The organism is Pseudomonas persica (assembly GCF_900291015.1).
In the GTDB taxonomy this organism is placed as follows: Bacteria; Pseudomonadota; Gammaproteobacteria; order Pseudomonadales; family Pseudomonadaceae; genus Aquipseudomonas.
This window is the reverse complement of sequence record NZ_OLKL01000048.1, coordinates 155,666-168,095: the sequence shown is the minus strand read 5'-3', so window position 1 is coordinate 168,095 and position 12,430 is coordinate 155,666. Positions and strand designations below refer to the sequence as shown.

The 12,430-nt window shown below is 64.0% G+C and carries 10 protein-coding genes; 6 read left to right on the top strand and 4 right to left on the bottom strand.

Going from position 1 to position 12,430, the window contains the following annotated elements; translation table 11 throughout:
- Positions 1-53 precede the first annotated feature (53 nt).
- The 6 genes from FQ664_RS23595 to FQ664_RS23570 all read left to right on the top strand — a co-directional run bounded on the left by FQ664_RS23595 (position 54) and on the right by FQ664_RS23570 (position 5,704).
- Positions 54-383: an MliC family protein gene (locus FQ664_RS23595; protein ID WP_063911976.1), complete on the top strand. Its 330-nt coding sequence runs from the start codon at positions 54-56 to the stop codon at positions 381-383.
- A gap of 100 nt (positions 384-483) precedes the next feature.
- Positions 484-1,548 carry a class II fructose-bisphosphate aldolase gene (fba, locus tag FQ664_RS23590; RefSeq protein WP_016712383.1) on the top strand — a complete coding sequence of 355 codons (1,065 nt, stop codon included), beginning with the start codon at positions 484-486 and terminating at the stop codon, positions 1,546-1,548.
- Positions 1,549-1,871: 323 nt separating this feature from the next.
- Positions 1,872-3,998, top strand: a complete 2,127-nt coding sequence (locus FQ664_RS23585; RefSeq protein WP_144175270.1) for a putative bifunctional diguanylate cyclase/phosphodiesterase — start codon at positions 1,872-1,874, stop codon at positions 3,996-3,998.
- Between the two features lie 39 nt (positions 3,999-4,037).
- Positions 4,038-4,538 carry a M48 metallopeptidase family protein gene (locus FQ664_RS23580; protein ID WP_144175268.1) on the top strand — a complete coding sequence of 167 codons (501 nt, stop codon included), beginning with the start codon at positions 4,038-4,040 and terminating at the stop codon, positions 4,536-4,538.
- Positions 4,539-4,550: 12 nt separating this feature from the next.
- The gene (locus FQ664_RS23575; RefSeq protein ID WP_016395304.1) at positions 4,551-4,847 is read left to right on the top strand and encodes a winged helix-turn-helix domain-containing protein; all 297 of its coding nucleotides are present in this window, start codon (positions 4,551-4,553) and stop codon (positions 4,845-4,847) included.
- Positions 4,848-4,966: 119 nt separating this feature from the next.
- Positions 4,967-5,704 (top strand): substrate-binding periplasmic protein, encoded by a 738-nt coding sequence (locus tag FQ664_RS23570; RefSeq protein ID WP_144175266.1) that lies wholly within the window; start codon positions 4,967-4,969, stop codon positions 5,702-5,704.
- Between the two features lie 130 nt (positions 5,705-5,834).
- Here FQ664_RS23570 and yccS read toward each other — a convergent pair whose 3' ends face one another.
- The 4 genes from yccS to mdtD form a co-directional block, all read right to left on the bottom strand.
- Positions 5,835-8,018 carry a YccS family putative transporter gene (gene yccS / locus FQ664_RS23565; protein ID WP_144175264.1) on the bottom strand — a complete coding sequence of 728 codons (2,184 nt, stop codon included), beginning with the start codon at positions 8,016-8,018 and terminating at the stop codon, positions 5,835-5,837.
- A gap of 136 nt (positions 8,019-8,154) precedes the next feature.
- Positions 8,155-9,336: a BaiN/RdsA family NAD(P)/FAD-dependent oxidoreductase gene (locus FQ664_RS23560; RefSeq protein ID WP_144175262.1), complete on the bottom strand. Its 1,182-nt coding sequence runs from the start codon at positions 9,334-9,336 to the stop codon at positions 8,155-8,157.
- 137 nt (positions 9,337-9,473) lie between these two features.
- Positions 9,474-10,811 carry an ATP-dependent RNA helicase DbpA gene (gene dbpA, locus FQ664_RS23555; RefSeq protein WP_256676064.1) on the bottom strand — a complete coding sequence of 446 codons (1,338 nt, stop codon included), beginning with the start codon at positions 10,809-10,811 and terminating at the stop codon, positions 9,474-9,476.
- 112 nt (positions 10,812-10,923) lie between these two features.
- Positions 10,924-12,351, bottom strand: coding sequence for a multidrug transporter subunit MdtD (mdtD, locus tag FQ664_RS23550; protein ID WP_144175259.1), 1,428 nt, complete (start codon positions 12,349-12,351; stop codon positions 10,924-10,926).
- Between the last annotated feature and the right edge of the window lie 79 nt (positions 12,352-12,430).

Here is a 12,430-nt window from a genome sequence, read left to right as displayed (position 1 = left end):
TCGTCGGGCCGGGCAACCAAGCGACCTCTTCGTGGTCATCTAGAGGATATTCAATGAAAGCGCTCTTGGCCGTTACGGCCCTGGCGACACTGGCAGGATGCTCACTGCTGCAGCCGGCGCAACCCGCCCCGGCAGACGACTGGACCCGATGGGTCTGCGACACCCAGGCTGAAGTGCTATGGCGTTTCGCCGATGCGCAGCGCGACCAGGTCGATGTGCGCCTTGGTGGTGGTGATCAGGTCTATCGGCTCAAGGCCGAGCCGGGCGCCTCGGGCGCGCTGTACAGCGATGGCATGCTGGCCTTCCACACCAAGGGCGAAGAAGGCCTGGTGTACTGGGTGGCAACCAACGATCTGATTGGGCGGGGCTGCAAGGCACCGTGACTGGCCGGGCCGCGAGGGTGGCCCACACTACTTGAACAGCAACCGCCCCTGCGGCAGGCTTGCACGAAACAGACGACGCTTGTCGGGAGAGAGATACACAATGGCACTCATTAGCATGCGCCAGATGCTGGACCACGCCGCCGAGTTCGGTTACGGCGTACCAGCTTTCAACGTCAACAACCTCGAGCAGATGCGCGCCATCATGGAAGCGGCCGACAAGACCGACTCCCCGGTGATCGTCCAGGCTTCGGCCGGTGCCCGCAAATACGCTGGCGCCCCGTTCCTGCGTCACCTGATCCTGGCGGCCATCGAAGAATTCCCGCATATCCCGGTGTGCATGCACCAGGACCATGGCACCAGCCCTGACGTTTGCCAGCGCTCGATCCAGCTGGGCTTCAGCTCGGTGATGATGGACGGCTCGCTGGGTGAAGACGGCAAGACCCCGACCGATTACGAGTACAACGTCCGCGTTACCCAGCAGACTGTTGCCATGGCACACGCCTGCGGCGTTTCGGTAGAAGGCGAGCTGGGTTGCCTGGGTTCGCTGGAAACCGGCATGGCCGGTGAAGAAGACGGTATCGGCGCGGAAGGCGTGCTGGACCACAGCCAGATGCTGACCGACCCGGAAGAGGCCGCCGACTTCGTCAAGAAGACCCAGGTCGACGCCCTGGCGATCGCCATCGGTACCAGCCACGGTGCCTACAAGTTCACCAAGCCACCAACCGGTGACGTGCTGGCCATCGACCGCATCAAGGAAATCCACAAGCGCATCCCCAACACCCACCTGGTGATGCACGGTTCGTCCTCGGTACCGCAAGAGTGGCTGGCGATCATCAACCAGTACGGCGGCGACATCAAGGAAACCTACGGTGTACCGGTCGAGGAAATCGTCGAAGGTATCAAGTATGGCGTGCGCAAGGTCAACATCGACACCGACCTGCGCCTGGCTTCTACCGGTGCCATGCGCCGCCTGATGGCGCAGAACCCGAGCGAGTTCGACCCGCGCAAGTTCTTCGGTGAAACCGTCAAGGCCATGCGTGACGTGTGCATCGCCCGTTACGAAGCCTTCGGCACCGCTGGCAATGCCTCGAAGATCAAGCCGATCTCCCTGGAAGGCATGTACCAGCGCTACCTGAAAGGTGAGCTGGCCGCCAAGGTCAACTGATCTTCTGGCATAAATGAAAAAGCCCGCAGCGATGCGGGTTTTTTCATTTTCGGGTGATAGAACCTTACGCCTGTGCCGGCCTCTTCGCGGGTAAACCCGCTCCCACAGGGTACTCACTGGCCTGGAAAACAGTGATGAACCTGTGGGAGCGGGTTTACCCGCGAAGAGGCCGGCACATATTCCCGGCAAACCGACCGTTAGTCGGCTACCGTACAGTTGAGGCACTGATAGCGTTCTGATTGCATTGCGTGTTATCCGCTCAGGTCTAGAGTACTAGTGGATCCAAGCGTACCTTGAAGTCGGTCACATAACAGAGAAGCAGCATGGATGGCGCTCACCCTCACCCTCAGCCACTGGATGGCAACTCGGTTCTTCTGGTGGTAGATGATTACCCCGAAAACCTCATCAGCATGCGGGCATTGCTGGCCCGTCAGGATTGGCAAGTATTGACGGCAAACTCGGGGATGGAAGCCCTGAGCGCGTTGCTCGAACACGATGTCGACCTGGTCCTGCTGGATGTACAGATGCCGGAGATGGACGGCTTCGAAGTCGCCCGGCTGATGCGCGGCAGTCAGCGCACCCGGCTGACTCCGATCATTTTCCTCACCGCCAATGAACAGTCCGAGGCGGCCGTGCTCAAAGGCTACGCCAGCGGCGCCGTGGACTACATGTTCAAACCGTTCGACCCGCAGATCCTCAAGCCCAAGGTTCAGACCCTGCTCGACCAGCAGCGTAACCGACGCATGCTGCAGCGCCTGACCCGCGAGCTGGAAGCGGCCAGGGCGTTCAATGCGTCGATCCTGGAGAACGCCGCCGAGGGCATTCTGGTGGTGGATGCCCTCGGCGTCATCAGTTTTGCCAATCCGGCCATTTCCCGTTTGTTGTCAACGCCGGTGCAGCAGTTGCAGGGCGCCCATCTGCTCGACCTGGTGCAACTGAGCGGTGCCAGCCTGTGGAACGAATCGGATTTCTACCAGGCCTATCTGGCGCGGCGCATCTTCCGCGTGCACGATGCCCAGCTGCGCACCCTTGGCGGCGAGCTGGTGCCGGTGGCGTTGTCCTGTGCGCCGCTGCCGGCCGACCAGCAGGCCATGGTGGTCACCGTGCTGGACATGTCGGTGGTGCGTAGCCTGCACCAGCAGCTGGAATACCAGGCCGTCACCGACCCGCTCACCGGCCTGCTCAACCGCCGCGGTTTCTACCAGGCCGCCGAAGGTGCGCTGCTGCGCAACGAGCGCTCGGACAAGTCGCAGGCACTGATGTACATGGACCTGGATGGCTTCAAGCGCATCAACGACTCACTCGGCCATGACGCGGGTGACCGGGTGCTGCACTGGGTGGCCGAACAGCTCAAGGATTGCCTGGGCAGTGAAGCGTTGCTGGCGCGCATGGGCGGGGATGAGTTCACCGCGCTGTTTGACAGCCTGCCTTACCCGGAGCAGGCCGGGCGCTATGCCGAGCGGTTGCTGGAACGCATTTCCATCAGCCACCAGGTGGAAGGGCTGGATGTGAGCCTTGGGGTGAGCATCGGCATCGCCACCTATCCGGACTGCGGGGCCAATGTCGAAGGCCTGCTGCGCGCGGCCGATGCGGCGATGTACGCGGCCAAGCAGGCCGGGCGCCAGCAGTATCGCTTCTACGATCAGGAGCTCAACGGCCGGGCGCGCTCGCGGCTGATGCTTGAAGACAGCGTACGCACGGCCGTCGAGCAGCAGGATTTCACCTTGGTTTACCAGCCGCAGGTTGGCTTCAACGATGGCCGCCTGCGTGGCTTCGAGGCCTTGCTGCGCTGGCAGCATCCCAGTGTTGGTGATGTACCGCCGGGGCTGTTCATCCCGTTGCTGGAAGAGGCGCGCCTGATCAACCGCCTGGCCAGCTGGATCTACCGCCAGGGCGCGGCCCAGCGCCAGGCCTGGTGCCAGCGTTTTCCGGCGGACCTGGTGCTGGGTATCAGCCTGAGCCGCGCGCAGTTCGCCATGCCCAGCCTGGTCGACGAACTGCATCGGGTCATCCAGCTTTACCAGCTGGACCCGGCGCAGCTGGAAGTGGAAGTGGCGGAAACCTCGCTGATGTACAACATTGATGCGGCGGTGAAACAGATACACCGCTTGCGTGAGCTGGGCGTGCGGGTGGCGCTGGATGATTTTGGTGCCGGCGACTGTTCGTTGCGCATGTTGCGCGATCTGCCGATCGATACCCTCAAACTCGACCGCCACCTGGTGGCGCGCCTGCCCGACTCGGCGGTGGATGCCGCGTTGGCGCGCAGCGTTATCGGCCTGTGCGTCGACTACCGTATCACGGTGATTGCCGAGGGCGTGGAAACCCCGGCCCAGGCAGCCTGGCTCAAGGCCAATGGCTGCGAGTACGTGCAGGGTTTTTTGGTGGCTTACCCGATGACTGCGACGGATGCCAGTGGCTTCCCGGCGATTTTCTCCTGGCCTGGGCCATGATTGGCTAGAATCGGCATTCGTTACACCGAATGCAGCGCCATGACCGTATTACGTTACTTGCAAGCCTACCCCCCGCACCTGCAACAGCAGGTGCGGCAGATGATCGATAGCGACCGCCTGGGCGAGTACCTGCAGCGCCGCTACCCTGACCGCCATGACGTGCAAAGCGACAAGGCGTTGTACGGCTATGCCCAGGATTTGCGCCAGCAATACCTGCGCAGCGCGCCGAACCTGGACAAGGTGCTGTTCGACAATCGTCTCGACCTGACCCATCGGGCCCTGGGCCTGAACACGGCGGTATCAAGGGTGCAGGGCGGCAAGCTCAAGGCGAAGAAGGAAATCCGCATTGCCTCGCTGTTCAAGGAGGCCGCGCCGCAATTCTTGCGCATGATCGTGGTGCACGAACTGGCGCACCTGCGCGAGCGCGAGCACAACAAGGCGTTCTATCAGCTCTGCCAGCACATGGAGCCGGACTATCACCAACTGGAATTCGACCTGCGCGTCTACCTGACCTATCGGGAGCTGCCGGGCAACTGTTAAGGACCACGCAGCATGGAAGTGAGCAAGACCAAGAGCAGCTTCTACCGCCGCCTGTACGTAGCCTGGCTGATCGACAGCCAGACCGCGACCAGCGTGCCGGCCCTGATGGAGGCCACCGGCATGCCCCGGCGCACTGCCCAGGACACCATTGCGGCGCTAGCCGACCTGGATATCGTCTGCGAGTTCGAACAGCAGGAAGGCGCGCGCAACCACGCCGGGCATTACCGCATTCACGACTGGGGGGCGATCGACAAGCAGTGGATCATCCAGCACCTGCGGCAGATCCGCGAAGTGCTGGGTTATCCATGAGCAATCTGCGGCGGCGGCCAAAATAGAGGCAAAATGACACTATTGGCCGCTGCCCTCGGCAATGGCTTTGTGTAATCTCATCGGCAGTGTGTGCCCTCCATATGCGAAAGGACGTGAGCATGCGGCCACTGCTTTGTGTTGTGGGATTTCTGGCATTGATGCTGGCAACACCTGTCCTGGCCAAGGACAAGTTGCGCCTGGTGGCGGACAACTGGCCGCCGTTTACCGATGCCAGCATGCCGGGCGGTGGCCTGGCGACCAGCATCGTCACTGCGGCGCTGACCCGGGCCGGCTACACCTGCGGGTTCGAAGAAGTGCCTTGGGCGCGGGCGTTGCGGGGGGTGAGTGAAGGGCGCTACGACGTGCTGATCAACGCCTGGTACAACGACTCGCGCGCCCGCATCGGGCAGTTTTCCTCCGCCTACCTGACTAACCGCATTCGCCTGCTGCAGCGCAAGGGTGAGGCGTTCCGCTACAAGCGCCATTCGGACTTGTATCCCTACAGCATCGCCGTGGTGCGGGATTATGCCTATTCCCCCGAGTTCGACCGCGACACCCGTCTGCACAAGGTGGCGGTGCGCAACTTTTCCTCTGCGGTACGCATGCTGGCGGCAGGGCGGGTGAAGCTGGCAGTGGAAGACGAGTACGTGGCCCGTTACAACCTGCAGCGCGAGCCTCAGAATGTGCGTGATGGGGTGATGTTGGTGGAGCCGCCGCTGGGGGAGAACACCCTGCATATCCTGGTCAGCCTGAAGCATCCCGAGCATGAGCGGATCGTCGAGCAGTTCGAGCGGGCGATTGCGGCGATGAAGGCCGATGGCAGCTATGCGCGGCTGCTGCGCCAGCACGGTTTCTGACCGTTAGCGCCTGTACCGGCCCTTTCGCGGGTAAACCCGCTCCCACAGGGACTGCGCAGGTCTCAAGCTGTATGTAATCCTGTGGGAGCGGGTTTACCCGCGAAGAGGCCGGTACAGGCGAGAGTACAACTCAGGCCGGTGCACCTTCCTTGATCAGGTGTGCAGCCAGGGTCCGCAACGGCCCCAACTGTCGGCAGATCAATGCCAACTGCGTCTGTACCAGCCGCTGATGCTCGTCCAGTTCTTCAGGCATCTGCTCCAGGGCATTGGCCAGCGCCTCTTCGGCATCACTGTGAATCGCCACCGGCAGCCGCGCGGCCAGGCCGTTGGCTATCTCGTCCAGGCTGCTGGCCAGGCTCTGCCCGGCGCCTTCGATCAACTGCTCCTGCACCTCCGCCGGCAAGGCCGTGTCGCGGTGCGCGCCCAGTCCCGAGAGATAGCTGAGCAAGGTGTGCGACAGCACCAGGAAACGGAAGCCGACGTCGGCCTCCTTCCGGAAATGCCCCGGCTCCATCAGCATGTTGGCCAGGGTGGTGGACAGCGCCGCGTCGGCGTTGTGGGCGTTGCGCCGGGCCAGGCGGTAGGCCAGGTCATCGCGCTTGCCGTGGGCGTACTGCTGCATGATCTGCCGCAGGTACACGCTGGCGCAGGCCAGGGTATTGGCCAGCGCCTTGTTCAAGCGCCGCCCCTGCCAGTCAGGCAGGAACAGGAATACCGCGAGGATGGCGATCAGGCTGCCGACCAGGGTATCGAACAGGCGCGGCAGGAACAGGCCGTAGCCATCGCCGATCTGGTTGAAGCAGAACAGTACCATCAGGGTGATCGCGGCCGTGGCCAAGGTGTAGCGGGTGGTGCGGTTGACGAAGAACACCACCCCGGCGACCACGGCGAACAACGACTGGATGACCGGGTTGGGGAACAGGTCGAACAACGCCCAGCCGACTGTCAGGCCAACGGCCGTGCCGAAAATTCGCTGCACCAGCTTGCGCCGGGTTGCGCCGTAGTTGGGCTGGCAGACGAACAGTGTGGTGAGGATGATCCAGTAGCCTTGGGTCGGGTGGATCAGGTGCACCATGCCGTAGCCGATCGATAGCGCCAAGGGCAGGCGCAAGGCATGGCGGAACAGCAGCGAAGTGGGTGTGAGCTGGGTGCGCAGGCGGGTCCACACGTCCTTCAGCGAGCGTGGCGAGCGGTCGAGCAGGCTGCTATCGCTGGCGTCGGCCAGGCTGTCCGGGTTGCTGGCGGCGCTGAGCAGGCGGTCCAGCGTGGCCAGGTTGGCGGCCAGTGCCCGCAGCGAGCGCAACAGGCCGCGCCAGGCCGGGTTGCTCTGGATGCGCAGGTGCTCCAGCGAAGCGTTGAGGTCTTCCAGGGCTTCGGGGTAGCCGCTAGCCAGCACGAACGGCTGGCGCAGGCGGATCGAGCGGGCCAGTTCCTGGCAGGATGAGCCTTGCTTACGCAGCAGGCGCTGGCAGCGGAACATCACATCGCTGTGGAAAAAAGCCTCGGTCAGGGCGTTGTAAGGGTAGTGCGAAGCACTGACCCGTTCATGGATGTCCTGGGCCAGGAAGTACAGCTTGAGGTAGCGGCTGACCTTGGAGTTCGGCTGGCTGTTGCCCACCCGGTGCAGGATGATTTCCTTGGCCGCGTTGAGCGCTGCCACCACCTTGCCGTTCTGCTGGGCCAGTTCCAGGCGCCGGGCTTCGACGTCAAGGGTGCGGACGGGTTCGAACAGGCTGGCCTTGAGCTTGAGGTAGCTGCCCAGTTCGAAGAACAGCTTGGCCAGGCTCTGTTGTACCGGCTGGTTGGAAAACAGCGCCTGCCACAGCACCGACAGCAGCCCGTACCAGGCCGCCCCCGCCACCAGCAGCAGCGGTTCGTGCCAGAAGTCGGTGACCTGGCCGCCGCGCTGGTCCACGCCGATCATGGTGTATACCGCGGTGATCAAGGTTGCCGAAGCGATGGCGCCATAGCGCTCGCCCAGGGCACCGAGCATGGTCAGGCCGAAGGCAGCCAAGGCCAGGGCAATGACGAAGATCCAGGGGTAGGGGAACAGCAGCTCGACCGCCAGCGCGGCGATGGCAAAACACCCCAGGGTAACGGCCAGGGCGCTGAGACGGCCCTGCCAGCTATCATCGGTTTCGGCCAGGGCGCTGGCGATGATGCCGAGGAACAGTGGAATCAGCAGGGCCATCTCGTTCTGGTACCAGCACAGGGCCAGGCTGCCGGTGAGGGCGATGGTGACCCGGATGCTGTAGCTGAACTTGTCTTGGCCCCACAGGCGACGCAGTGACTGACGGAACGAGCTCGATGACATGATGGCCTGCTAGGCAGTGATCAGAGAAATACCGTTCAAGGCCGTGTCATTGGGGCGCGGCAGCGGACCCAATGCTTTTCCGGCACTCCAGCACGGGCCAGCAAGAAGCGTTCCGTGCTGCTGAATGGATTCTACTCTACACGAACTGCGCAGCGGCGTTAGCGGAGGCCCAGGCCCACTGGAAATTGAAACCGCCCAGGTGGCCGGTCACATCCAGCACTTCGCCGATGAAGTACAAGCCGGGACTTTTCAGCGATTCCATGGTTTTGGACGACACCTCGCGGGTGTCCACGCCGCCCAGGGTCACTTCGGCAGTGCGGTAGCCCTCGGTGCCGGCCGGCACTACTTGCCAGTTCGCCAGTTTCTCGGCGATCTGTGTCAGTTCCGCCGGGGTGTACTGCTTCATGGGCCTGGACTCGAACCACTGTTCGGCCAGCAGGTTGGCCAGCTTGCGGGTAAACACCTCGCCCAGCACGGTCTTCAGCTCGGCGTTGGCGCGTTCGGCCTGCATCTGTTGCAGCCAGGTCAGTGCATCACGGTCGGGCAGCAGGTTGATCTCGACCGTGTCACCGGCTTCCCAGAACGACGAAATCTGCAAAATCGCCGGGCCGCTCAGGCCGCGGTGAGTGAACAGCAGGTTTTCGCGGAAGCTGGTGCCGTTGCAGCTGGCGGTGCAATCCAGCGAGGTACCGGACAACTCGCTGCACAGTGCCTTGAGTTGGGGCTCGGTGATGGTGAAGGGCACCAGCCCGGCGCGGGTCGGCAGCAGGGTGTGGCCGAACTGGCGGGCCACCTGGTAGCCGAAGCCGGTGGCACCCAGGGTCGGGATCGACAAGCCGCCGGTGGCGATCACCAGCGACTGGCAGGCGAACTGGCCGCCGCTGGTCTGCAGCAGGTAGCCGCCTTCGGTCTTCTCGATCTGCTCGATGCTGGTGTGCATGCGGATCTCGGCACCGGCCTCGTCGCATTCGGCCAGCAGCATGTCGAGGATGTCGCTGGCCTTGTTGTCGCAAAACAGCTGGCCGAGCTTCTTCTCGTGGTAGGCCACGCCGTGCTTGCACACCAGCTCGATGAAGTCCCACTGGGTGTAGCGGGCCAGGGCCGACTTGCAGAAGTGTGCGTTGTGCGAGAGGAAGTTGCCCGGCTCGGTGTACATGTTGGTGAAGTTGCAGCGGCCGCCACCGGACATCAGGATTTTCTTGCCCGGTTTGTTGGCGTGGTCGAGCACCAGTACCCGGCGGCCACGGCGGGCGCTGAGCTGGGCGCACATCAGGCCGGCGGCGCCGGCGCCGAGGATGATCACGTCGGTGGAGTGCACGGTGTAAACCTTATGAGAAAGAAACACAGAACCCTGTGGGAGCGGGTTGATCGGAGCGCCGAACCGCCGCGAAGACGGCAGTGAGCCCACCATCGCATTCGCGGGTGAACCCGCTCCCACAGGTTAGGGTTATTGCCTTAGATAATGCGGACTTTCAAGGCGCGGCCCTTGATCTTGCCGCTGTTCAAGCGCTGCATGGCCTGCTTGGCCAGCGCCCGTTCCACGGCCACGAACGCCTGGAAGTCGAAGATGGCAATCTTGCCCACCTGCTTGCCGGGGATCCCGGCATCACCGGTCAGCGCCCCGAGGATATCGCCCGGGCGCAGCTTGTCCTTGCGCCCGGCGGCGATGCACAGGGTGCTCATCAGTGGCAGCAGCGGCTCGCCGCCCTTGTGCTTCAGGCTGTCCAGCTGGTCCCAGCGCAGCGGGCTCTTCTGCAACTCTTCGATGGCTTGGGCGCGGTGCCCTTCGGCCGGAGCCACCAGGCTGATCGCAATACCTTTCTCGCCGGCACGGCCAGTACGGCCCACGCGGTGCACATGGATTTCCGCATCGCGCGCCAGTTCGACGTTGATGACCATGTCCAGGCCATCGATATCCAGACCGCGCGCGGCCACGTCGGTCGCCACCAGCACCGAGCTGCTGCGGTTGGCGAACATGGTCAGCACCTGGTCGCGGTCGCGCTGTTCCAGGTCGCCGTGCAGGGCCTGGGCAACGATGCCCTTGGCGGTCAGGTGGGCGACCACATCCTCGCACTGCTGCTTGGTGAAGCAGAACGCCACGCAGGACTGTGGGCGGTAGTGGCCGAGCACGCGGGTGACGGCTTCAAGGCGTTGTTGCGGGTCGATCTCGATGAAGCGCTGCTCGATCTGGTTGTCGGCGTGCAGGCTCTCGACCTTGACCTGCTGCGGGTTGCGCATGAAATCAGCGGCCAGTTGCTTGATGCCGGCCGGGTAGGTGGCCGAGAACAGCAGGGTCTGGCGGCGCGACGGGGTCTTGCCGATGATGCTGGCGATGGCGTCGAAGAAGCCCATGTCGAGCATGCGGTCGGCTTCGTCCAGCACCAGGGTGTTCAGCCCGTCGAGTACCAGGGTGCCCTTGTCCAGATGTTGCTGGATGCGCCCCGGGGTGCCGACGATGATGTGCGCGCCGTGCTCCAGCGAAGCGATCTGCGGGCCCAGCGAAACGCCGCCGCACAGGGTCAGGATCTTGATGTTGTCCTCGGCGCGGGCCAGGCGGCGCAGCTCCTTGGCCACCTGGTCGGCGAGCTCGCGGGTGGGGCACAGCACCAGTGCCTGGCAGCCGAAGTAGCGCGGGTTGAGCGGGTTGAGCAGGCCGATGCCGAAGGCGGCGGTCTTGCCGCTGCCGGTCTTGGCCTGGGCGATCAGGTCCTGGCCCTTGAGGATGACCGGCAGGCTCTGGGCCTGGATCGGGGTCATCGAGGCATAGCCGAGGGCGTCCAGGTTGGCCAGCATGGCAGTGGACAGCGGCAAGGTGGCAAAGGCGGTGGAATCGGTGGTCACGAGGCGGGCCTGCGGTGCGAAGCGAAAAATGTCGCACAGTCTACCAGCCTCATGGCCGTTCGCCCTACGACTCCATGTGTTGTTCCGGACGACGGGCACGCCTTCCGTCCGTCGGCGCCAGCTGCAGGAAGATCGCCGCCGCCAGCATGGCCATCACGCCGATGGTGACGAAAGTCAGCTGGAACGCGCCCAAGGTGGTTTCCACGCCTTCGGCGCTGCCCGCTGCGGTAAAACCGCCGAGCAATGCACCCGCACAGGCCACGCCGAGGCTCAGGGCCAACTGCGCGACCACTGATAGCAGGCTGTTGCCGCTGCTGGCGCTGGCGTCGTCGAGGTCGATGAGCGTAACGGTGTTCATTGCGGTGAACTGCATGGAGTTCACTGCGCCCAGAAGACCGAGTTGCACCAGCAGCAGCCAATAGGGCGTCTGCTCGTCCACCAGCCCCAGGCTGGCCAGCAGCACGCCCAGCAGCAAGGTATTGCCGGTGAGGATGATGCGGTAGCCGAACCGTTCGATCAGCGGCCGGGCAATGGACTTGGCCAGCATCGCCGCCGCCGCCAGCGGGATCATGCTCATGCCGGCCTGGGCCGGCGAGTAGCCCAGCGCCACCTGCAGCAGCAACGGCACCAGGAACGGCAGGGCGCCACTGCCCAGGCGGGCGAACAGGTTGCCGAGGATGCCGATGGCGAAGGTGCGCACACGGAACAGGCTGGGCGAGAACAGCGGCTCCGGGTCGCGCCCGGCGCGCAGCCAGTAGGCCGCCAGGCAGGCCATGCCGGCGAACAGCAGCAACATCACCCGCAGGTGCGGCAGGTGCAGTTCGCCCAAGCCTTCCATGGCAATGGTGATCAGTACCATCGCGGCGCCAAACAGCAGGAACCCGGGGCCGTCGAATGTGGTGCGCTCGGCGCCGCGCAGGTCGGGGATGAACTTCCACACGGCATAGCAGCCGACCAGGCCAACCGGCAGGTTGAGCAGGAAGATCCAGTGCCAGCTCAGAATTTCCACCAACCAGCCGCCAACCGTTGGGCCCAGTAGCGGCCCGAGCAGGCCGGGGATGGTGATGAAACTCATGATGCGCACCAGCTCGGTGCGCGGGTAGGCGCGCAGCACCACCAGCCGCCCGACCGGCAGCATCAGCGCCCCGCCCAGGCCCTGCACGACGCGGGCGAAGATCAGCAAGCCGAGGCTGTTGGCGGCGGCGCACAGCAGCGAGCCGAAGCTGAACAGCAGGATGGCACTGAAGAAGATGCGCTTGGTGCCGAAGCGGTCGGCGATCCAGCCTGAGGCGGGGATCAGCAGGGCCACGGTGAGCATGTAGGCGATAATCACCCCCTGCATGCGCAGCGGGTCTTCGGCCAGCGAGCGGGCCATGGCTGGCAATGCGGTGTTGAGGATGGTGCCGTCCAGGGATTGCATGAAGAAGGCGATGGCCACCACCCAGGGAATCCAGCGGGCGGTGACGGGGTCCAGCGGGGTTCGTTCGGGCATGACTTCCTCGTTTGTCAGTGCCGGCCTCTTCGCGGGTGAACCCGCTCCCACAGGGATATCACTACATTCAAGGGCAGTG

Excerpts from the sequence above, each read along its gene's own strand:
- yccS (WP_144175264.1), bottom strand. The coding sequence starts at position 8,018 with ATGTCATCGAGCTCGTTCCGTCAGTCACTGCGTCGCCTGTGGGGCCAA.
- mdtD (WP_144175259.1), bottom strand. The coding sequence starts at position 12,351 with ATGCCCGAACGAACCCCGCTGGACCCCGTCACCGCCCGCTGGATTCCC.
- FQ664_RS23575 (WP_016395304.1), top strand. The coding sequence starts at position 4,551 with ATGGAAGTGAGCAAGACCAAGAGCAGCTTCTACCGCCGCCTGTACGTA.
- FQ664_RS23585 (WP_144175270.1), top strand. The coding sequence starts at position 1,872 with ATGGATGGCGCTCACCCTCACCCTCAGCCACTGGATGGCAACTCGGTT.
- FQ664_RS23595 (WP_063911976.1), top strand. The coding sequence starts at position 54 with ATGAAAGCGCTCTTGGCCGTTACGGCCCTGGCGACACTGGCAGGATGC.
- dbpA (WP_256676064.1), bottom strand. The coding sequence starts at position 10,811 with ATGCTGGCCAACCTGGACGCCCTCGGCTATGCCTCGATGACCCCGATC.
- FQ664_RS23570 (WP_144175266.1), top strand. The coding sequence starts at position 4,967 with ATGCGGCCACTGCTTTGTGTTGTGGGATTTCTGGCATTGATGCTGGCA.
- fba (WP_016712383.1), top strand. The coding sequence starts at position 484 with ATGGCACTCATTAGCATGCGCCAGATGCTGGACCACGCCGCCGAGTTC.
- FQ664_RS23580 (WP_144175268.1), top strand. The coding sequence starts at position 4,038 with ATGACCGTATTACGTTACTTGCAAGCCTACCCCCCGCACCTGCAACAG.